Below are 17,113 nucleotides of genomic sequence, written 5' to 3' on the forward strand. Positions count from 1 at the left end.
CATCACAAAGGTTGTAAAGCGGATTTACAACGGATCGGTTGTGAAAAGCAGTTTTGCCGTCTGGCGCGCGAGCTCTTCTTCGAGATAGCGGCTGACTCGCGCTACTTCAGGATCGAACACATATGCGACCGACTCGTGCCCGAAGAACTCAGCCATCCAGGCATTTATCTCGGCTGCAAAAGCAGCCGGAAGGTTCGCGGCAACCTTGGGCGTGAGTTGCATCCGTGGCCGCTTGAGATCGAACGGCACGCGGACGACGCTCATCCCGAACAGCGCGGATGGAGCCGGATCCTTTGGCGGTTCCACCTTGCGAAAGACGGGCTCGCCAACCACGAACACGCTGGGCTTCTGCGACGGACACAAAGGAGACATGTCCGACCAAAGTAATTTGGTGAGGGCTGACAGCGATAGAACGTTCAGGTCATCGGTGATCATTTGCGTTTCCCAATCACGCGCCAAGCCGCGACATAGCCCTCCATCCAATTGGCATGCAGCACCGAGCCTTGCGGGTATGGATTGAAGGCGAAGCCGGTCGGCATCGCATGCATGCACATCGCCTTGCCGTGCTCGAAGGCGGCTGCGCCTTCCTTCTCGACTTCGGGGAGGGAGATCAGCGGCTCGGTCATGCGGGCTCTCCGCTGAACAGGCTCGCAGGCACCACATGACCGAGACGCGAAGCGAGCAACGTGCGCGCGTTGGTCTTGCCATAGGCCACCAGGCAGATTGGTGCGCCAGAATTGAAGCCGGCCCGACTGCCGTCCACGCGGTGGAAGTGCGGCCGGCCCTTGACGAACAGCACGGCATCGGCCTGGCCCCACACGCATTCGTAGAACATGGCCGTCTCGGTGCGCGCGGGAATCAGTGCGATGCCGTTGCCGTGCTCGGCCATGCGGCGCAGCCACTTCACAGCCTCGCGGCCAAACGGCGGGTTGCACCAGACGCGGCCGCCCCATTCCTGCGCGAGGCCATCTTCTTGGATGGTGTAGTGCCGGCTCGCGGTATCCCACGGCCGAATCACTGGCGCGCATGGGTCCAGATCAAAGGCCCCGAGGGGCGAAAGGATTTCCGGCGGCGTCAGCCATTCGTCGTTTCGCATGCGCGCAGACTGGTGTGCGGAAAGGCTCATGCCGGCTCCGTCATTTGATGGGCCGCCGTCACGGCCACGCCCAGCGCCGCCCACGCATGCGACTTGACGCCGTATGTCGGACCGGGCTGCTTCTTGGTTCCTTGCGGGCCGATCAGGTCGATCAGCGCCTGCCGCACGTTGGCGTCCTTCGCGCGCGGCGTCTTGCACAGGTGCAGCTTCACGTCCTGGCGGTAGACGCGCATGACGGCTTCTGGCGAGTGCCAGGCTTGGGTGAAGCGGCCTATCCACCAGACGGTCTCGAAGACCTCGCGGCCCACGGCCATGCCGTAGCTGGCGATCATCTCGATGGCGAGCGTGGTATCGGTGCGCGTCAAACTGACCCCCGTGACGTAGCTCAGCAATGCTGCATTCGGGAGCACGCCAGAAGCGATAGCCGCGCCTTCTGCCAGCACGCACCAGCCGCTCTCCGTCGTGCCGGGATCGATGGCGAGGATTCTCATTGGCCGCCCCGCATGCGCCGCGCGGCGATGGCCGTGTCCATGACGATCTTTTGCTCGACGCCATCGATGCGCGCGATGATCTCCAGGCCGGTAAAGTTGCCGACCCAGCCGAGCCACTTCACGGACTTCGCGTCGAGCCGCACGTCCAGGCCCTTAGCCTTGAACTCGCGCGCGGCGGCGCGGATGATCCGGTCGGCCGTGTCCGGCTTCCGGCCCTTGCCGACGAAGTGCTGCTGGAAAGCCTGCCCCATGACGAAACGGACAGTGGCGAAGCGCTTGCTGAATTGGTCGTGGGATGGGTTCATGCCGACACCTCGTCTTCCAGTGCACGGCCGATGATGCGGAGTGCTTCCCCGATGTCGTCCGCCGATGCGTCGGGGTACTTCGCCCGCAGCCAGGAATCGAGGGTGCCGGCGGCGCGCTGTTCGCGAAGGGTGTCGTAGTCCAAGTCGCGATAGTTGTCCTCGCCCACGTACCAGAGCGAGAACAGACCATTGCAGTTGTCGAAGGCGTACCAGTTGGAATTGCTCCAGCGCGCGTAGCTCATGCGTACCTCGCAAACGGAGCGCCCTCGGCGCGGTGCCAGTGCGAGAAAAGGTAGGCTTCGTAGCCGCGAATGTCGCCCTTGTGGCGATTGCGCTCGACTTCCTTCTCGCTGACAGTTGGCGCCCAATAAACGATCTCTCCGGCGATGTCGCGGCCCTTGCGAATCAACGCGGACTCGGCGGCGCGATTGGCGATCTTCGTCAGCTTGTCTGCTGTCGAGCCAAAGCGGCCAACCAACTGGGCAAGCGTGAATTGCTCGCCGGCGCTGGCGATCAGCGCATCGACGATTTCGATCTGGCGGACGGCTCTCGCGCGATCAGCCTTAGCGGTTCTCATCACTGGGGACGGCATGCGGCGCTCCTCTCCTGTTCTTGGAGTTCGATCTTGATTTGAGTGGTGGTGACGAGACTCGACGCGTAGTCGATCCTCATGGACATCGTTTCGCGGCGGAGAACCGCGATGTCCTCCCGTACTGCTTCGCAGTCGGCCAGAGTCAGCGGACTGGAGTACTCGAGCTTTCGCGCGAACTGGCGGAGACGGTCGAGTGGCATCGTGCGACCGCACCGGACCTGGTGCGTGTGGTAGGCGTCGACAATCCCCTCAATGGCCGGGACAGTCGCGTACCAGCAGCCGTCGTTTCCGTCCTTGAAGATGGGCATGCCCTGCGCGTTGGCCGTAACAGTGCCGGTCTGCTCGATCTGAGCGATGACAGCCTCCAGCGGGCCGAACACGGCGGCGACGCGCCACGGCTGCGTGCGCAGCGTTGCGGTCATCGGACTCACAGGGCGGTGAAGCTTGCGACGGGGTCTCTTATTGCCTGGCATGACTCTTCTCAACGACGACCGTCCGCCCACGCGAGCCGAGATGCCTCTTGCGCAGCAGGAAGACGTTCAAACTTCTTGCACTCGATCTCACGATCGAATGGGCGAAACTTCCCGGCCTGGGTGTCCAAGTCGCAATGCCCATAGCCAAGCCGCGCCATCGCGGGTTCGGCTTTGAGGTTGCAGTGTTGGCAAGGAAGACAGGTCGGCATCAGATAATAGCAATACGAAACGCTAACACGTTAGCATGATAGTCAAAAAGAAACGCCTTGTGGGCGCTTTTCGTATCCCCCTGTTGCGAGCGGCTTAGGCGCGACGCCGAAGAACAGCTTGAACACGCGTTCGTACTCGCCCTCATTGCGCCGGGAGGCTGCCGACAGTTCGCGCTCCATAAGCGCCTCATCGCCGTGTGCCTTGATGACGCGTAGCCGAAACCAGATGTAGTGCTCGCCGTTTTGCTGCTCCAGGCCGTGCCGCTTGGCCATCGACGTGACGGATTCCGTCGAGTCGGCCCAGTCGGCGGAACTGACAGACGCACCACCACTTGGCACGGGCGTGACCGGCGGCGGCGCGTCCACCAATCCGACGAACTTGTCGATCTGGTCAGCGCTACGGAGGATCAGGTCGATCCCGTTGTACTTGGTCCGCTGGTCATTCAGGCCCATGTGGAATGGCGATAGGGCGCATCCATCGATCGCCTTGCGCAGATCGTCGACGGAATAGCCCGCCTTGAGCGCGCTCTTGATAACCTTCTCGCGCTTGGCGTCCAACTTCGATCGTGGCGAACCCATGACCGACTGCCAGTGGTCGAAGACGATATCCACCGGCCTGGGCTCCTGCTGTCTCCGTGAAGAACTGGCTTCGGGAGAGAGTCCCGGCGCATCAGCGCCAGCCGCGCCGCGAAGCGGTGGGGCGGGTATGTGTTGTTCTTCTGCCTTTTGGTTATTGGTTATTGGTTCTTGGTTAGCTTGCGATGAGGATGCGACCGGGTATGCGACCGATATGCGATTCATATGCGTCGTCAATGCGTCCTGTGCGCTGTTGGGCACCGGAATCTCCTCACCGCTACGGGATTCCTCGTAGACGGCCAGAAGGGCAGCCTCTGCGTCTCCCATATGTCCGACCGAAACCTGGTGGAGCAGCGAGGCTTGTGACCCGTATTTGCTTCTGAGTTGATGAAGGCGGCTCTTCAAGTTCGCCGTCACGCCGACCTTGACCGTTTCAGAATCGACACGCACCGCGTAGAGCGTTCCTGCCATCGGCATGTACTCACCGTTGCGATACCGTGTTGCGGCGCTCTTTTTGCCATTCGCTTTCGCCGTTTCAGCCCGCGCGCGATACTCTGCGATCACTCGGTCGCAGGTTTCGTTGCGATAGCCGTCCTCGCTCTTGGCGAACTTGAGCCGAAGCAATCGCTCAACGATGCGGCGCTCGTCGTCCGACTCGACGCCGATCTGGTCGCACAGCAGTTCAAAGTCCGATGGCAGCGGCTTCTCGGTGTCGTAGTAGACGTCCAGCATGTCCCGATAGATCCATCTGGATAGCCGACTCATGTTGACTGTCCCCGAGCGGAAGTCTCCGATGTGGAAGGGGTAGTAGTTCATTTGACCCTCCAAGCGACCGCCGGCGTGCCGCTTCTGCAGGGTTGGTCACTGGTGACTGGAATCATTCGATGCTCCATGCCTCTTTCTGCAATTAGGTCGGGCGCGCGCGGGCCGGAGGCATGCCCGCGCGGCGGTGGCCACCGCCTGCCCGATTGATCGGTGATGCAAGAATGCGACGCACACACGTATGCAACGTCGCACGTGGTCTAGGCAGGTTCCGTTCTTCGGAGTTCGGGCATCTGGTCGAGAACCTTGAACTCGGCAAAGGAACCTTTCGTCGCTTTTTCGAGGCGCTTCGCCAGATCGATGCCGAGCTTTCCCCGGCTGTGAGCGTTGCGGATCGTGTTCATGTTGGTGTCAGCGCGCTTGAGGACGGCCGCTCTGTAGTCGCGGCGCCGCTCTCTCTCGCCGGACGTGATGTCCGATCCGTTGATGCGCGTGGCTTCCAGCCATTGCAGGAGGTTCATGTCGCGTCCTTTCGCGTGTGTATTGAATGCGCTAACAGTTTAGCATCGGTAACGGGTTATCTAAGCGAACATGCGTTGACAGCGTTACGGGGGCGCATACAATAGCGAAATGGACATCAAAACTATCCGCAAACTGAACGTGCGCCTGCTGGAGCGGGAGATCGGCAGCCTTTCCGCCTTGGCTCGGAAGGTCGGCTCGACTCAGTCATACCTGTCTCAGTGCGTTGGCGCGTCAGGAATCCGGTCGATCGGCGAGGAACTGGCGCGTCGGCTTGAGCACGCCATGGGCAAGCCGTATGGTTGGCTCGACGAGGCTCACACGGACGAGGGTGAAATGATGTTGGCGCGCAAGATCTACGACCGACTGCTTTCGGTCAGCGGGGCGAAGAAGCGCGCCATAGCGGAGCTATTGGACATTCGCGCCGACGACGAGGACGTCGTCATCGAAGAAGCAGAGCAACACCAAGGAAAGGCAAAACAACGAACGGGACGGGTCATTACCCTGGAAGACGATGGAAACAAGAAACAACGACGTGGTCAATGAAGATATGGAATCCCTGGAGCAACTGGTCCGGGATTACAAGGAGGGACGTATCAGAGGTCTAGTTCTGACCTATGAGAGAGACGACGGAAAGCCCGTTCACAAGGTGATGGGTGAGTATGCAGACGATCTGACGGCGGCAGCCAGCCAGGTGAGGAGGCTTGATTTGGCATTGAACCGCCATTTTTTTAGCGACCATAGCTAACACGTGTGCAAAATGTTTGCGTATATGCGCCGTGTTTGCTAATATTTGGTTAGTTTAGAGACTGGTCACCCAGAACAACATGAATCGCCCCAACTAGAGCCCGGCATCCCCGGGCTCTTGGCGTTTCTGGACACCAGATTGTACGCGGAGCCCAAATGCGAAAAGCCCCACCTGTGTGGGGCTTCTTCTTGTTGTCGACGGTTTCTGGCGCGGGGCAGAGGCAACCCCCGGGCTCTACGGGATTAGCGCGCGACCCGTGCGCCAGGTACTTGGGGCCGCGCGCTGGATCTTCTTTTCCGGCACCGCCGCGCCGTCTGTCTTCTGGCGCTGGATACCGTGAGTTCGATGCTGTTCATAGGCGAGACTCCTTGTCGGGTTGGCTTGTCAGCGCGTCGCTAATACATGTGCTGTTTGCGCGAAATATAGCGCAACGATTAGCAGAACGCAAACAACTTTTCTGTGACAAGCCGTTTCGGTGTGTTGCAGAAGCCTCAGGGGAGGGCGGGAGAGTGCTGGCGAGGCTGGTTGATCGGGCGCACTTTGCCGCCGACGGCTTGCCCGCTTTCCCTTGAGGCTGCATGCGCCGCTCAACCGGGAAGGTCTTGCCCGGCTCCCCGGGCGCCAATGTGGGGAGACTCCTATCCGGCATCGCTGGCATGCCGCACGAGACCATGCTAGTCCGCGGCGAACAGCGCAGGACTTTCAGGGGCCTGTGTAGTCGGATGTGAGCGAGCGCAGGAATGCGCGGCGCTGGTGGAAGCCCAGCAACCTTCGCGGGCTTGGCCGAGTGGCTAGGCTGCAGCCTTCCAAGCTGTCCACGCCGGTTCGAACCCGGCAGCCCGCTCCAGATTCCTTAACCCCAAGCGGGGCCGTGGCCGCACACGCAGGTGTAGCCTGCCTTGCCGAAGGTTGATTCTCCGCTGGGATATTGGCTGCGGTGATCGCCATCGATCTTTTCCGGGTCGTCGCGGAAGTAGTCATCCTTCTTGCGGCGATTCTGGAAATGCTCCTTGTCGCGATACACGAGCATCGCGCGGGCCGGGCACCGAGGGCAGTAGAGATGTACTCGGATTGGGTTGTTGTCCATGACGACTCCGATGTATTAGGCGGCGACCACGTCGAGATGCTTGCCCAAGACGGCAAGCGCTTCGGCGATGCGGTCGATCTTGGTGGTGTGCTCCAGGTCGATAAGGCGATTTACTTCCTGCTTCGTCGTGCCCAGGCGCTCAGCCAGGTCGATAGGCCGCACGTCCTGCGCCAGCATCTCGTTCAGAAGTAGAACCTTGGCCGCAACGCTGGGAGGAAGCGCAACAAGGCGCTCCCCCTTTCGAGCCTTAGACGGTTGCGGAACGGCGCGCTTGTCATCGAAGTAGAAGTCCATAGCGGTTAGAAGCGCGTCGGCGGCCATATCGAGCGCCTCCTCTTCGGTATCCCCTTGAGTGATCGCCTCGGGAATATCGCGGAAGGTTACGACGAAACCGCCTTCGGTTGCCGGTGCCAACAGTGCCGGATATTGCATGGTGTAGTCCTCAGTATTTGGTGTGCGATGCAAGCGAGTGGGACAAGCCCCTTTCGGGGCCGTCCTCACTTCAAACCGAGTTGTTTTCTGATCGCCTCAACTGTGCCGGTCTTCAACTCCTTGGCATGTCTTGGCACCACCGTTTGTTGACCGTTTAGCGTGACCTTCAGGTGTTTCTTGCCCTGCTTGAAGGTTGCGCCTTTGGCGGCTAACTCACGGACAAACTCACTTTGCTTCACCGCACCTCCGTTGTTTGTTGCGATGTATGTATGGTAATCAAAAACGATTACCAGCGCAAGGATTTTCGTAATCTTTTTTGTGTACCATTTTTGCGGCATAGCTCAGCGGTAGAGCGTGGGGCTCATAACCCCGAGGTCACCTGTTCGATTCGGGTTGCCGCAACCAGTTGTCTCCTCCCGCTCGCTCGAAAGGGCGAGCCCTCCCGCCTCGGCGGGTTTTCTATTCCTGAGGTGTGCCCATGGGTGGCGAAGCTTCGATGCGTGACGTGCGGCCGATGGAACGCCTTCCGCTCGCATGAGAGTCAGCACAATCCCCGGCGACCCGGGATATCGGAGCGATTGCTACGGCTGGCGCGTGACGTTGGACGGCCGCGAGCGCCGCGACGTGGTCACGGCTGATGAGGAAATCGGCATCGTGACGTTTGTGCAGCGTGACCCCTACGGCCGAATCATGGTGAAGGACGGCAGAGTCGTCCACCGCCGGGATGTGGGTATCGTGAAACTGGAGCGGATGTTGGATCGCCAAGACCGAGCGTATGCCGAAGAAGAAGCCGCCAGAAATCGCGCGAGCCTCGCGCCCCATGCCGCCGAGCAACATGGGCGAATGGGACGGAACGCGATGGGGTCCGCTCTACGTGCCGGTCCCTGCGCTGAATGACTGGGTGCACTCGAACATCTTGCGAGATGGCGCGCCGCTGCATAACCCAGACCACGATCACCTGTTCCATGCCGATATCGGCTACCTGTGGGCGGGTGAGCCGAACAAAAGCAAGATGCGCCAGATCATCGGCCAGACCGAGGAGCTGGTCTTCCGGGTGGGGAGGTGGCAGCGCGGGCGGCAAGAGCAGCAGCTATCGGAATGGTTCGGCCGCGTGCCGGGCTGGCTGATCACGCTCGACGCGTCGTACTGCGCTTCGTGTACAGACGCCGAGTTCTGCGCACTGCTGGAGCATGAGCTGTACCACATCGGCCACGACCTCGACGACTTCGGGTCGCCTCGCTTCACGCAAGAGGGATTGCCCAAGCTGGCAATGCGCGGTCACGACGTGGAGGAGTTCATCGGTGTAGTGCGCCGGTACGGAATCGGTCGATCCGATGGTGCGCTTGCCCGGCTGATCGACGCCAGCAACGCCGCGCCGGAGATCGCCAAACTGAACGTCGCCCGGGCATGCGGGACATGTCTGGCACGCGCCGCATAGCTTTTACTCCACTTTTACTGATCCCCATATGGCAACGCTTAACGAGGACGTGAAAGCGTTCATCGTGCAGGCGCTGGCGTGTTACGACACCCCGAGCCAGGTGGTGGACGCGGTCAAGGAAGAATTCGGCATCGAGGTGAGCCGGATGCAGGTGCAGGGATACGACCCGACCAAGGCGCAGGGAAAGGCCCTGAGCAAGAAGTGGCGGGACATCTTCGCTGCGACCCGCGAGAGCTTCGTCAAGGCTACCGCCGAGATCCCGATTGCCACGCAGTCTTTTCGCCTGCGGGCGCTGGAGCGGATGTATCAGAAGGCGGTCGCGCGCGGAAACGTTGCGCTGGCCGCGCAGTTGATCGAGCAGGCGGCCAAGGAAACGGGCGGCATGTTCATGAACCGGCATCGCGGCGATGCACCGGACGAAACGCCGCCAGCGCCGAAGCGGTTCGTCTACAACGTGGTGGACGCGCGCCGGCCCGGGGATGACCCAGATGGGGATGATTGAAACGCTGCCGGACGGCATCGAGGCCACGCTGAACATTCCGCAGGCCAGCTTTCTGCAGATGCCGCACAAGTTCCGCGCCTACGTGGCCGGGTTCGGCTCCGGTAAGACGTGGGTGGGCTGCACGGCGATCGCTGAGCACTTCTGGGAGTGGCCGGGGATCAATCAAGGCTACTTCGCGCCGACGTACCCGCACATCCGCGACATCTTCTACGAGACGATGGAAGAGGTGGCCTTCATCATGGGGCTGCGCGTCGTCATCAATCAGGCGAACCACGAGGTGGCCGCCTATGAAGGGCGCAAATATCGCGGCACTGTGATCTGCCGCTCCATGGAGCACCCGCAGAAGATCGTCGGCTTCAAGATCGGTCACGCGCTGATCGACGAGCTCGACGTGATGCCGCTGATCAAGGCCGAACTGGCTTGGCGCAAGATCATTGCGCGGATGCGCTACAACGTGCCCGGCCTGAAGAACGGCGTGGACGTGACGACGACGCCGGAAGGGTTCAAGTTCGTCTACCAGCAGTTCGTGAAGCAGCTGAGCGAAAAGCCGGCGCTGCGCGACCTGTATGGGCTGATCCAGGCGAGCACGTACGACAACGCGGCGAACCTGCCGGACGACTATATCCCGTCGTTGCGGCAGAGCTACCCGCCGCAGTTGATCAACGCGTATCTGCGGGGCAAGTTCGTCAACCTGGCCAGCGGGTCGGTGTATCCCGAATTTGACCGTGTGAAGAACCACACGGACGATTCCCTGGCCGAGGGCGAGCCGCTTCACGTCGGCATGGACTTCAACGTGCTGCACATGGCGGCTGTTGGCTATGTGATCCGCAATGGCGAGCCGCGCGCGGTGACAGAACTGACCGAGGTGCGCGACACACCCGCGATGGCCAAGTTGCTGAAAGAGCGGTTCAAGGACAAGGGGCATCACGTCAAGATCTACCCCGATGCCAGCGGCCAGAACACCAGCAGCAAGAACGCGTCGGAGTCGGACCTCTCCATCCTGAAAGCCGCCGGCTTCCAGATCGAGGTGAACTCGACGAACCCGGCCGTCAAGGACCGGCTGAACTCGGTGAACGCGCTGATCCTGAACGATCAGGGTGCGCGCCGACTGAAGGTCAACACGCGGCTCTGCCCGGCGTACACGGAAGCGCTTGAGCAGCAGCCCTACGACAAGAACGGCGAGCCGGACAAGACGACCGGTCATGACCACGTGAACGACGCCGGCGGCTATCCGCTGGTCAAGATGTTCCCGATCGTGAAGCGCGTGACGCGCGTCACCAACCTCGTTATGTAAGCGAACCACATGGATCAGCAGCCAAACGTCCGCACTCGCTCGAAGGCGGCCGAGAAGATGGCCGCGAACTGGGCCCTGATTCAGGCTCTTCTAGGTGGCACTGCCGCCATGCGCGCAGCCGGCATTGAGTATCTGCCGCAGTGGCCGAACGAGGAGAAGAATGCATACGAGAACCGGCTGAGGACTGCGACGCTGTTTCCGGCGTTCGCGCGTACGGTGGAAGTGCTGTCCGCCAAGCCGTTCTCCAAGCCTGTCACGCTGGGCGACGACACACCGGCGAAGATCAAGGCTTGGTCCGAGGACATCGACCTTGAAGGCCGGAACCTGCACTCATTCGCGGCGGCTACGTTCGCTGACGCGCTGGCGGCGGGCATGGTGGGAATCCTTGTAGATTTCCCGACCGTCAACACCGACGAGGTGAAGACCCAGGCTGCCGAGGCGAAGATCGGTGCGCGCCCGTACTTCGTGCCTGTCACCGTCGACGCGGTGCTTGGCTGGAAGGACAAGCGCATCAATGGCGTTCGCACGCTGATGCAGCTGCGCCTGCTGGAGACGGCTGTCGAAGACGACGGCCCATTCCACGAGAAGGAAATCGAGCAGGTCCGCGTGCTGGAGCCTGGCCGCTGGGAGATCTGGCGCAAGAAGAAGGTCGACGGCAACAAAGAGGATTGGGTCAAGCATGATGAAGGCCCGACGACGCTGCCGAAGATCGCATTCGTGCCGTTCTACGGCAAGCGCGCGGACTTCATGATTGGCGTGCCTCCGCTGCTGGAGCTCGCGTACATGAACATCGAGCACTGGCAGTCCAAGAGTGATCAGCAGACCATCCTGCACGTTGCCCGGGTGCCGATCCTGTTCGGCAAGAAGTTGGACGTCGATGACAAAGGGGACGTGAAACTGGTGGTCGGCGGCTCTGCTGCGGTCACCTCGGACGATCCCGAGGGCGATCTGAAGTACGTTGAGCACACAGGCAAAGCGATCGAGGCCGGCCGGCTTTCGCTGCAGGACCTGGAGCACATGATGCGCCAGATCGGCGCCGAGTTGCTGGTCATCAAGCCAGGTAACACGACGATCAAGCAGACCGAGGCGGACAACGAACCCGCAATGTGCGCTCTGCAGCGAATGGCAGAAGATCAGGAGGATGCGCTCGACGCCGCGCTCCAACTGATGGCCGAATGGGTCGGTGAGCAGACCGGCGGTCACGTCACCCTGTACAAGGACTTCGGCGTAGCGTCGCTGTCCGAGGCATCGCTCGAGCTGCTGCGCGAGATGAACGTCGACGGAACGCTCTCGGATGAGACGCTGTTCGAAGAGACGCAGCGCCGCGGGGTCATCGGCCCCGAGCGGCAGTGGGGCGAAGAGAAGGAACGGATCAAGGCCAACGCGCCGAAGTTGCCGCCTCCAGCCCCCCACCCCAAACCAGCTAACCCGGCCTCAGCCTAACCCGCTGAGGCTTTTTCTTGCCCAGATACGGTGGATGCCGTAGGGCGCACCGCGGCGGATGCCGCACGAGCACAGGGCGGATGCCCCAAGGAAAGTCACCATGCCATTCAAGCACGACGACGCAGGCAACATCGTCCTTCAAGAGGTCAACGGCAAGAAGCTACCCGTGTTCATCGGCACCGACGGAAAGGAAGCGCCGTTCGATGGCGATAGCACGATCGCAACCATTTCCCGCCTCAATGGCGAAGCGATGGGTCACCGCCAGCGCGCGGAGACTGCGGAGTCCACGCTGAAGACCTTCGAGGGAATCACCGACCCGGCAGCGGCGCTCAAGGCCCTGACGACGGTGAAGAACCTCGATGAGAAGAACCTGATCGCCGCCGGGGACCGCGACAAGGCGGTATCCGAGGCGGTTCGAAGCGTCGAAGAGAAGTACGCGCCCGTCGCCAAGAGGGCGAAGGACCTCGAGGGGCAACTGAACTCGCACCTGATCGGTAGCGCGTTCAATCGCTCGAAGTTCATCGCCGAGAAGTTTGCCGCCGAAGGTCCGGCTGGCGTGGAGATCGCGCAAGCGCTCTTCGCTAACCGGTTCCAAGTCAAGGACGGGAAGGTGTTCGCAACCGACGCGGCCGGGAAGGAAATCTTCTCGCGCACCCGCCACGGTGAACTCGCCGACCCAGACGAAGCGATCGAGATCCTCGTGGATGCGTACCCGCACAAGGCGCACATCCTCAAGGGCTCGGGCGCGTCCGGTGGCGGCGCTCAGGGTGGCGGCGGTGGCGGTGGTGGCAAGCGCACGATCTCCCGTGCTCAGTACAACGCGATGAAGCCGGCCGATCAGGCCGCCGCAGCGCGTGACCAGAACACGGTGATCACGGACTGACAGTCCGCCCATCCCAAGCAATCCCCAGGCCGCCTAGAGCGGCCATTTTCTTTTAAGGGTCTACCCAAATGAAGAGCACTTTCTCGAAGCTGCGCGTGATGGCGCTGGCCGCGGTGGCGTTCGTCATCGCTCTCTACCCGATGGCGGTCGTGGCCAAGGCCACCTCTCGCCTGTTCGAGGTGATGCAGGACGCGGTCACTCGACCGCCGCAGTTCGGCGTGGCGGCCTCCAATACGCTGACCGGCCTGATTCCGACGCTGTACAACGCGCTGGACGTCGTGTCGCGCGAATTGGTCGGCTTCATCCCGGCAGTCACCGGTGACATGACGTTCGAGCGCGCTGCGGTCGGTCAGACGGTGATGTCGCCTGTCGTGGGTGCCTCGCAGGCTACCGACATCACGCCGGCCGTGACCCCGCCGAACGATGGTGACGCGACGGTCGGCAACATCCCGATGCAGATCACCAAGGCGCGCCGGGTGCCGATCCGCTGGAACGGCGAGGAAAAGCTCGGCCTCGACAACAACGGCGCCAGCTACAACATCATCCTGTCGAACCAGATCCAGCAAGGCATGCGCACGCTGGTGAACGAGGTCGAGGGCGACATCGGCGCACTGAACGTGTTCGCCTCGCGCGCCTACGGAACCCCGGGCACCGCACCGTTCGGTACCGCCAACGACCTGACCGACTCGGCCGGCGCGCTCCGCATCCTGGAAGAGAACGGCGCCCAAGGACTCGACTTCCAGCTCGTGCTGGGCACTGCTGCAATGTTCAACCTGCGCGGCAAGCAGTCGGTGCTGTTCAAGGTCAACGAGTCGGGCCGCTCGGACATGCTGCGCGACGGCATCACCGACCGCCTGCAAGGACTGGCACTGCGTCAGTCCGCTCAGGTCAAGCGTCCGACGGCTGGCACCGGCGCAGCGGCGACGACCAATGCCGCCGGCTACGCGGTGGGCGCCACGACCATCACGCTTGCCTCGGCTGGCACCGGCACGATCGTGGCCGGCGACGTGATTACCTTCGCTGGCGACACCAACAAGTATGTGGTGGCTGCGGGCGATGCCGACGTCTCGAACGGCGGAACCATCACGCTGCAGGCCCCCGGCCTGTTGCAGGCCATCCCGGCGTCGGCAACGGCGATCACCGTGGCGGCTGCCGGCTTCCGCAACATGTTCTTCGCCCGCTCGGCCATCGTGCTGGCGACGCGCGCTCCGGCACTGCCGGCGCAGGGCGACTCGGCAGTGGACCGCATGATCATCACCGATCCGCTGACCGGCCTGTCGTTCGAGATCGCGATGTATGCCCAATACCGCCAGATGCAGTACGAAATTTCGCTGGCGTGGGGCTGCGCTGCCGTGAAGCGCGAGCACATCGGCCTGCTGCTGGGCTAATCGCCCCCGCTCCCCGGGGCTTCGGCCTCGGGGCTGCCAAACACATCGGAGAATCGGATGAAGACCATCAAAGTACAGCCGTGGGGCGAGGATCAGGGCGATTTCGTGCTCATCAACGAGGAAGACTTCGACGAGGGCTTCCACAAGCGCTATGACGCAGACGCCAAGAAGGCGGACAAGGCGCCTGGCATTGCTGACCTGCGTGCCGCGCTGACCGAGAAGGGCATCGAGTTCCCCGCAGACGCCAAGAAGGCGGACCTGCAGGCCCTGCTGGACAAGGCCAACGCCGAGAGCGCGGGCGCCGGCAACCAAGGCTGATCCCATGCTGACGGATGCGCAGATGGTGGACGCGCGGCGCTTCGCCGGCTACTCGCTGGTCGGTGACACGCTCGTTGACGACCGGAGCGACCTCGCATGGGGCGTCGTCGGTCCGATCCAGTGGCAAACGCTGGATCACCGGTTGCGCAACCTGAGCCTGCCAGAAGAGACGGTGATGGCAGAGTTCCTGACCACGCTAAAGGGCTTGGAGAAGGCGATCACCGACTCGAGCGACAACCTCGATACCGACCAAGCTGCTGTGTGGAAGCACAACCCCAACGAGGTACGAGACCGGACAAAGCTGTACAACCAGCACCGCCGAAGCATGTGCGGATTCCTTGGGATTCCGCCTGGCCCGGCTCTGGGCGACGGCGTTGCCCGCATTGGAAGGGCGTGAAATGACGGTAATTGCATGGGATGGCCAGACTCTGGCCGCTGACCGGCGCGCGACCGCGGGCAGCGGCATCGCCAGGACGGTAACCAAGATCCAGAAACACGACGATGTGCTGCTGGCGGTCACTGGCAACTGGGATGTAGCGATCGAGATGCGTGAGTGGTTTAGGGCCGGTGCGGTGCCGGCCGACTTCCCCGCCAAGGCGCGTGAAGGCGATGCCACGCTCATCGTGATTCGCCGTGACAGCATCGTGACGTTCACCGCCGGCCCGTATCCGATGCCCATCGAGGAGCAGAAAGCCGCTTGGGGCTCTGGCCGCGACTACGCCGAGGCGACGATGTATCTGGGCGGAACAGCGGAGCAGGGTGTCGCGGTCGCCAGCCACTTCCAGACCGATTGCGGCAACGGTTTCGACACCCTCACGCTCGACTGAAGGACGCTGAATGGACGCAGCCAAGCTTCAGGACAAAATCTACGCCGGTTACGCCAAGGCTGCCAAGCGAATCGGCTACGTCTATGACGTGTACCGGCCGGCGGGCGCTGCGGACCCACTGACGGCTAAGGTCGCGAGCCTGAACGCGTCATTTTCGGCGCAGGAATGGTCGTACACACGACCCGGCTTGCCCGAGAAGCCGTACTGGTACTGCCTGATCGATGGTCGACAGACCCAAGTCGGCGACTACCTAGTGCGCGGCCAGCAGATCTACTTCATCGGCGGCATGCAGGACAACCTGCCTATCGTCGCGGTGGAGTGCAATCGGCGCATCTGGATTACCCGGCCGACGTCTGATGATGATGCGGTGGGCGACGTGGGATACGGCGGCTTGTGCGCGACCGATGACGAACCTGTTCTCGGTTCGCCTGGCGGCGCCGGCGGCTGGCCATGCGCCGAACTTTTCGGCGGCAAGACGCGCACGCATGCCGAACTGCCCGCATCGGGCGATGAGCATGGTTTCCGCATCTGGCTGCCGGTCAGCGTGCCGATCGTGATCGCCTCGGGCGACATCGTCATCGATGACCTCGGCCGCCGCTTCAGCGTTGGGGGCGCTGAGCGCTCCGAGCAGATGTGGCGGCTCGATCTAACTGAGGTGCATGTGTAATGGCCGGACTCGCAGAGGTATCCGCCGCGCTGGTCGCACGCATCGCGCAGATCGTGTACCCGAACGGTACCGGCCAGCCATCGATCATCGGCAAGCCAATCAAGGTGTACGGTGGATGGCCGTCTCCCGATGTGCTGACGAAGGACCTGAAGGCCGACAAGGTGCACATTTCGGTCTTCCCGCCCAACGGGCTGGAGAAGATCGTGGACACGGCCTTTTCCGACTGGCGAACGTTGGTTGAGCCTTCGATCACGCTGTCGCTAACGCTCGCCGGCCAGGCCGTAACTGTCGGGGGCACGGTCAGCACGCCGCAAAACGCGGCGCTGGTGGTCGACGGCAAGGGCTACGTTTACGGAATTCAGGCCGGTGACACGCTCACCTCGATCGCCACGGCACTCGCTGCCCTGGTCGCGATTGACCAGACGGCAACGTCGGCTGGCGCAGTGGTGACGATCCCGGGCGCGAAGGCGATTTCGCCCCGCATCGGCGGCGCTGGCACCAGTATTCGCGAAGTACGCCGGCAGGAGCGCTCGTTCCGCATCACCGTGTGGGCCAACTGTTTCGACTCCCGAGACCCAATCGCCGACCTGCTCGATGCAGAGCTCTCCGGCACGGTGCACCTAACGCTACCGGAACAGATGACGGCCACGCTGCGCTACAAGAGCAGCAGTCAGGACGACAGCGGCCAGAAGGAAGGCGTCTACCGGCGCGACCTGGTCTACGCGGTCGAGTTCTCGACGACGCAGGTCCGCACCGATACGCAGATCACTGTTACCGAGACGAACGTCAGCGCAGGACCGACTCTCGCCGATCAATTCCCGATCGCAACCATTGTGGAGTGAACCCATGAAGTTGATTGTGACCACGCCGTTCGCTGGCCACCAGATCGGTGACGAGATCACCGACGAGAAAGAGGTCGCCGCGGTGCTGGCGAGTGAACAGGTCGCCTTCGTGACGAAGGTCGCAGCGGATCCGCCGCCGGCCATGAAGTAAGCCACACCAGCCGCCCTCGAGGCGGCTTCGTTCATTTTGGGCTGCCTCCGGGCGGCCTTTTTCGTTCCCG

General features: G+C 62.3%; 27 protein-coding genes and 2 tRNA genes. 16 read left to right on the forward strand and 13 right to left on the reverse strand.

All coding sequences use genetic code 11. The annotated features are described in order from the left end of the window. Window positions 1–24: 24 nt before the first annotated feature. The 10 genes from ABDB81_RS05195 to ABDB81_RS05240 form a co-directional block, all read right to left on the reverse strand. Entirely contained in the window at window positions 25–435 is a 411-nt protein-coding gene (locus ABDB81_RS05195; RefSeq protein ID WP_346810082.1) for a hypothetical protein, read from the reverse strand. Further along, window positions 432–626 (reverse strand): hypothetical protein, encoded by a 195-nt coding sequence (locus tag ABDB81_RS05200; protein WP_346810083.1) that lies wholly within the window; start codon window positions 624–626, stop codon window positions 432–434. Before ABDB81_RS05200 ends, ABDB81_RS05195 begins: the two co-directional genes overlap by 4 nt. After that, complete coding sequence (locus tag ABDB81_RS05205) at window positions 623–1,126, reverse strand: DNA N-6-adenine-methyltransferase (RefSeq protein ID WP_346810085.1); 504 nt, start codon at window positions 1,124–1,126, stop codon at window positions 623–625. The genes ABDB81_RS05200 and ABDB81_RS05205 overlap by 4 nt, the downstream gene beginning before the upstream one ends. Continuing rightward, window positions 1,123–1,587 (reverse strand): hypothetical protein, encoded by a 465-nt coding sequence (locus ABDB81_RS05210; RefSeq protein WP_346810087.1) that lies wholly within the window; start codon window positions 1,585–1,587, stop codon window positions 1,123–1,125. The genes ABDB81_RS05205 and ABDB81_RS05210 overlap by 4 nt, the downstream gene beginning before the upstream one ends. Further along, window positions 1,584–1,892 carry a hypothetical protein gene (locus tag ABDB81_RS05215; protein WP_346810089.1) on the reverse strand — a complete coding sequence of 103 codons (309 nt, stop codon included), beginning with the start codon at window positions 1,890–1,892 and terminating at the stop codon, window positions 1,584–1,586. Before ABDB81_RS05215 ends, ABDB81_RS05210 begins: the two co-directional genes overlap by 4 nt. Beyond that, window positions 1,889–2,134 (reverse strand): hypothetical protein, encoded by a 246-nt coding sequence (locus tag ABDB81_RS05220; RefSeq protein ID WP_346810091.1) that lies wholly within the window; start codon window positions 2,132–2,134, stop codon window positions 1,889–1,891. The genes ABDB81_RS05215 and ABDB81_RS05220 overlap by 4 nt, the downstream gene beginning before the upstream one ends. Further along, window positions 2,131–2,484 (reverse strand): hypothetical protein, encoded by a 354-nt coding sequence (locus tag ABDB81_RS05225; protein ID WP_346810092.1) that lies wholly within the window; start codon window positions 2,482–2,484, stop codon window positions 2,131–2,133. The genes ABDB81_RS05220 and ABDB81_RS05225 overlap by 4 nt, the downstream gene beginning before the upstream one ends. Then, entirely contained in the window at window positions 2,469–2,906 is a 438-nt protein-coding gene (locus tag ABDB81_RS05230; protein ID WP_346810094.1) for a hypothetical protein, read from the reverse strand. Before ABDB81_RS05230 ends, ABDB81_RS05225 begins: the two co-directional genes overlap by 16 nt. Before the next feature lie 302 nt (window positions 2,907–3,208). Then, a complete protein-coding gene (locus ABDB81_RS05235) occupies window positions 3,209–4,558 on the reverse strand; it encodes a YdaU family protein (RefSeq protein WP_346810096.1) in 1,350 nt (449 codons plus the stop codon). Between the two features lie 206 nt (window positions 4,559–4,764). Next, window positions 4,765–5,025, reverse strand: coding sequence for a hypothetical protein (locus tag ABDB81_RS05240; protein WP_346810098.1), 261 nt, complete (start codon window positions 5,023–5,025; stop codon window positions 4,765–4,767). A gap of 109 nt (window positions 5,026–5,134) precedes the next feature. Here ABDB81_RS05240 and ABDB81_RS05245 point away from each other — a divergent pair, with 109 nt between their 5' ends. The 3 genes from ABDB81_RS05245 (at window position 5,135) to ABDB81_RS05255 (ending at window position 6,618) form a co-directional block, all read left to right on the forward strand. After that, the gene (locus ABDB81_RS05245) at window positions 5,135–5,569 is read left to right on the forward strand and encodes a hypothetical protein (RefSeq protein WP_346810101.1); all 435 of its coding nucleotides are present in this window, start codon (window positions 5,135–5,137) and stop codon (window positions 5,567–5,569) included. Continuing rightward, window positions 5,559–5,771 carry a hypothetical protein gene (locus ABDB81_RS05250; protein WP_346810104.1) on the forward strand — a complete coding sequence of 71 codons (213 nt, stop codon included), beginning with the start codon at window positions 5,559–5,561 and terminating at the stop codon, window positions 5,769–5,771. The genes ABDB81_RS05245 and ABDB81_RS05250 overlap by 11 nt, the downstream gene beginning before the upstream one ends. Before the next feature lie 773 nt (window positions 5,772–6,544). Then, window positions 6,545–6,618: transfer RNA gene (locus ABDB81_RS05255), tRNA-Gly, on the forward strand. Window positions 6,619–6,624: 6 nt separating this feature from the next. Here ABDB81_RS05255 and ABDB81_RS05260 read toward each other — a convergent pair. The 3 genes from ABDB81_RS05260 to ABDB81_RS05270 all read right to left on the reverse strand — a co-directional run bounded on the left by ABDB81_RS05260 (window position 6,625) and on the right by ABDB81_RS05270 (window position 7,628). Continuing rightward, window positions 6,625–6,858 carry a hypothetical protein gene (locus tag ABDB81_RS05260; protein WP_346810107.1) on the reverse strand — a complete coding sequence of 78 codons (234 nt, stop codon included), beginning with the start codon at window positions 6,856–6,858 and terminating at the stop codon, window positions 6,625–6,627. 15 nt (window positions 6,859–6,873) lie between these two features. Next, window positions 6,874–7,290 (reverse strand): type II toxin-antitoxin system HicB family antitoxin, encoded by a 417-nt coding sequence (locus ABDB81_RS05265; protein WP_346810109.1) that lies wholly within the window; start codon window positions 7,288–7,290, stop codon window positions 6,874–6,876. A 65-nt stretch (window positions 7,291–7,355) separates the two neighbouring features. Continuing rightward, a complete protein-coding gene (locus ABDB81_RS05270) occupies window positions 7,356–7,628 on the reverse strand; it encodes a type II toxin-antitoxin system HicA family toxin (RefSeq protein WP_346810112.1) in 273 nt (90 codons plus the stop codon). On the opposite strand from ABDB81_RS05270, the gene ABDB81_RS05275 reads away from it, so the two are divergent. The 13 genes from ABDB81_RS05275 to ABDB81_RS05335 all read left to right on the forward strand — a co-directional run bounded on the left by ABDB81_RS05275 (window position 7,621) and on the right by ABDB81_RS05335 (window position 17,043). Further along, window positions 7,621–7,695, forward strand: a tRNA-Met gene (locus ABDB81_RS05275). The genes ABDB81_RS05270 and ABDB81_RS05275 overlap by 8 nt on opposite strands. 370 nt (window positions 7,696–8,065) lie before the next feature. Next, complete coding sequence (locus tag ABDB81_RS05280; RefSeq protein WP_346810114.1) at window positions 8,066–8,728, forward strand: putative metallopeptidase; 663 nt, start codon at window positions 8,066–8,068, stop codon at window positions 8,726–8,728. A 28-nt stretch (window positions 8,729–8,756) separates the two neighbouring features. Then, window positions 8,757–9,230 carry a DUF2280 domain-containing protein gene (locus tag ABDB81_RS05285; RefSeq protein WP_346810116.1) on the forward strand — a complete coding sequence of 158 codons (474 nt, stop codon included), beginning with the start codon at window positions 8,757–8,759 and terminating at the stop codon, window positions 9,228–9,230. Beyond that, entirely contained in the window at window positions 9,223–10,524 is a 1,302-nt protein-coding gene (locus ABDB81_RS05290) for a terminase family protein (RefSeq protein ID WP_346810118.1), read from the forward strand. Before ABDB81_RS05285 ends, ABDB81_RS05290 begins: the two co-directional genes overlap by 8 nt. Before the next feature lie 9 nt (window positions 10,525–10,533). Next, window positions 10,534–11,967: a DUF4055 domain-containing protein gene (locus ABDB81_RS05295; protein ID WP_346810121.1), complete on the forward strand. Its 1,434-nt coding sequence runs from the start codon at window positions 10,534–10,536 to the stop codon at window positions 11,965–11,967. 100 nt (window positions 11,968–12,067) lie between these two features. Next, window positions 12,068–12,850, forward strand: coding sequence for a DUF6651 domain-containing protein (locus tag ABDB81_RS05300; protein ID WP_346810122.1), 783 nt, complete (start codon window positions 12,068–12,070; stop codon window positions 12,848–12,850). A gap of 68 nt (window positions 12,851–12,918) precedes the next feature. Next, complete coding sequence (locus tag ABDB81_RS05305) at window positions 12,919–14,238, forward strand: P22 coat - protein 5 family protein (protein WP_346810125.1); 1,320 nt, start codon at window positions 12,919–12,921, stop codon at window positions 14,236–14,238. A gap of 57 nt (window positions 14,239–14,295) precedes the next feature. Then, window positions 14,296–14,556, forward strand: a complete 261-nt coding sequence (locus tag ABDB81_RS05310) for a HeH/LEM domain-containing protein (RefSeq protein WP_346810128.1) — start codon at window positions 14,296–14,298, stop codon at window positions 14,554–14,556. A 4-nt stretch (window positions 14,557–14,560) separates the two neighbouring features. Next, the gene (locus ABDB81_RS05315) at window positions 14,561–14,953 is read left to right on the forward strand and encodes a hypothetical protein (protein ID WP_346810130.1); all 393 of its coding nucleotides are present in this window, start codon (window positions 14,561–14,563) and stop codon (window positions 14,951–14,953) included. Between the two features lies 1 nt (window position 14,954). Then, window positions 14,955–15,383 carry a hypothetical protein gene (locus ABDB81_RS05320; protein WP_346810133.1) on the forward strand — a complete coding sequence of 143 codons (429 nt, stop codon included), beginning with the start codon at window positions 14,955–14,957 and terminating at the stop codon, window positions 15,381–15,383. Between the two features lie 10 nt (window positions 15,384–15,393). After that, window positions 15,394–16,050 (forward strand): hypothetical protein, encoded by a 657-nt coding sequence (locus ABDB81_RS05325; RefSeq protein ID WP_346810135.1) that lies wholly within the window; start codon window positions 15,394–15,396, stop codon window positions 16,048–16,050. Further along, entirely contained in the window at window positions 16,050–16,892 is an 843-nt protein-coding gene (locus tag ABDB81_RS05330; protein ID WP_346810138.1) for a hypothetical protein, read from the forward strand. Before ABDB81_RS05325 ends, ABDB81_RS05330 begins: the two co-directional genes overlap by 1 nt. A gap of 4 nt (window positions 16,893–16,896) precedes the next feature. Further along, a complete protein-coding gene (locus tag ABDB81_RS05335) occupies window positions 16,897–17,043 on the forward strand; it encodes a hypothetical protein (RefSeq protein WP_346810140.1) in 147 nt (48 codons plus the stop codon). Window positions 17,044–17,113 lie beyond the last annotated feature (70 nt).

The sequence above is a fragment of the Cupriavidus sp. DL-D2 genome (assembly GCF_039710735.1).
Lineage (GTDB): Bacteria > Pseudomonadota > Gammaproteobacteria > Burkholderiales > Burkholderiaceae > Cupriavidus.

What these genes read in the sequence shown, in the direction of transcription:
- ABDB81_RS05300 (WP_346810122.1), top strand. Translation starts at nt 12,068, where the DNA reads ATGCCATTCAAGCACGACGACGCAGGCAACATCGTCCTTCAAGAGGTC.
- ABDB81_RS05195 (WP_346810082.1), bottom strand. Translation starts at nt 435, where the DNA reads ATGATCACCGATGACCTGAACGTTCTATCGCTGTCAGCCCTCACCAAA.
- ABDB81_RS05210 (WP_346810087.1), bottom strand. Translation starts at nt 1,587, where the DNA reads ATGAGAATCCTCGCCATCGATCCCGGCACGACGGAGAGCGGCTGGTGC.
- ABDB81_RS05290 (WP_346810118.1), top strand. Translation starts at nt 9,223, where the DNA reads ATGATTGAAACGCTGCCGGACGGCATCGAGGCCACGCTGAACATTCCG.
- ABDB81_RS05310 (WP_346810128.1), top strand. Translation starts at nt 14,296, where the DNA reads ATGAAGACCATCAAAGTACAGCCGTGGGGCGAGGATCAGGGCGATTTC.
- ABDB81_RS05215 (WP_346810089.1), bottom strand. Translation starts at nt 1,892, where the DNA reads ATGAACCCATCCCACGACCAATTCAGCAAGCGCTTCGCCACTGTCCGT.
- ABDB81_RS05220 (WP_346810091.1), bottom strand. Translation starts at nt 2,134, where the DNA reads ATGAGCTACGCGCGCTGGAGCAATTCCAACTGGTACGCCTTCGACAAC.
- ABDB81_RS05200 (WP_346810083.1), bottom strand. Translation starts at nt 626, where the DNA reads ATGACCGAGCCGCTGATCTCCCTCCCCGAAGTCGAGAAGGAAGGCGCA.
- ABDB81_RS05240 (WP_346810098.1), bottom strand. Translation starts at nt 5,025, where the DNA reads ATGAACCTCCTGCAATGGCTGGAAGCCACGCGCATCAACGGATCGGAC.
- ABDB81_RS05295 (WP_346810121.1), top strand. Translation starts at nt 10,534, where the DNA reads ATGGATCAGCAGCCAAACGTCCGCACTCGCTCGAAGGCGGCCGAGAAG.
- ABDB81_RS05285 (WP_346810116.1), top strand. Translation starts at nt 8,757, where the DNA reads ATGGCAACGCTTAACGAGGACGTGAAAGCGTTCATCGTGCAGGCGCTG.
- ABDB81_RS05315 (WP_346810130.1), top strand. Translation starts at nt 14,561, where the DNA reads ATGCTGACGGATGCGCAGATGGTGGACGCGCGGCGCTTCGCCGGCTAC.
- ABDB81_RS05225 (WP_346810092.1), bottom strand. Translation starts at nt 2,484, where the DNA reads ATGCCGTCCCCAGTGATGAGAACCGCTAAGGCTGATCGCGCGAGAGCC.
- ABDB81_RS05320 (WP_346810133.1), top strand. Translation starts at nt 14,955, where the DNA reads ATGACGGTAATTGCATGGGATGGCCAGACTCTGGCCGCTGACCGGCGC.
- ABDB81_RS05260 (WP_346810107.1), bottom strand. Translation starts at nt 6,858, where the DNA reads ATGGACAACAACCCAATCCGAGTACATCTCTACTGCCCTCGGTGCCCG.
- ABDB81_RS05325 (WP_346810135.1), top strand. Translation starts at nt 15,394, where the DNA reads ATGGACGCAGCCAAGCTTCAGGACAAAATCTACGCCGGTTACGCCAAG.
- ABDB81_RS05205 (WP_346810085.1), bottom strand. Translation starts at nt 1,126, where the DNA reads ATGAGCCTTTCCGCACACCAGTCTGCGCGCATGCGAAACGACGAATGG.
- ABDB81_RS05245 (WP_346810101.1), top strand. Translation starts at nt 5,135, where the DNA reads ATGGACATCAAAACTATCCGCAAACTGAACGTGCGCCTGCTGGAGCGG.
- ABDB81_RS05265 (WP_346810109.1), bottom strand. Translation starts at nt 7,290, where the DNA reads ATGCAATATCCGGCACTGTTGGCACCGGCAACCGAAGGCGGTTTCGTC.
- ABDB81_RS05235 (WP_346810096.1), bottom strand. Translation starts at nt 4,558, where the DNA reads ATGAACTACTACCCCTTCCACATCGGAGACTTCCGCTCGGGGACAGTC.
- ABDB81_RS05305 (WP_346810125.1), top strand. Translation starts at nt 12,919, where the DNA reads ATGAAGAGCACTTTCTCGAAGCTGCGCGTGATGGCGCTGGCCGCGGTG.
- ABDB81_RS05230 (WP_346810094.1), bottom strand. Translation starts at nt 2,906, where the DNA reads ATGACCGCAACGCTGCGCACGCAGCCGTGGCGCGTCGCCGCCGTGTTC.
- ABDB81_RS05335 (WP_346810140.1), top strand. Translation starts at nt 16,897, where the DNA reads ATGAAGTTGATTGTGACCACGCCGTTCGCTGGCCACCAGATCGGTGAC.
- ABDB81_RS05280 (WP_346810114.1), top strand. Translation starts at nt 8,066, where the DNA reads ATGCCGAAGAAGAAGCCGCCAGAAATCGCGCGAGCCTCGCGCCCCATG.
- ABDB81_RS05270 (WP_346810112.1), bottom strand. Translation starts at nt 7,628, where the DNA reads ATGCCGCAAAAATGGTACACAAAAAAGATTACGAAAATCCTTGCGCTG.
- ABDB81_RS05330 (WP_346810138.1), top strand. Translation starts at nt 16,050, where the DNA reads ATGGCCGGACTCGCAGAGGTATCCGCCGCGCTGGTCGCACGCATCGCG.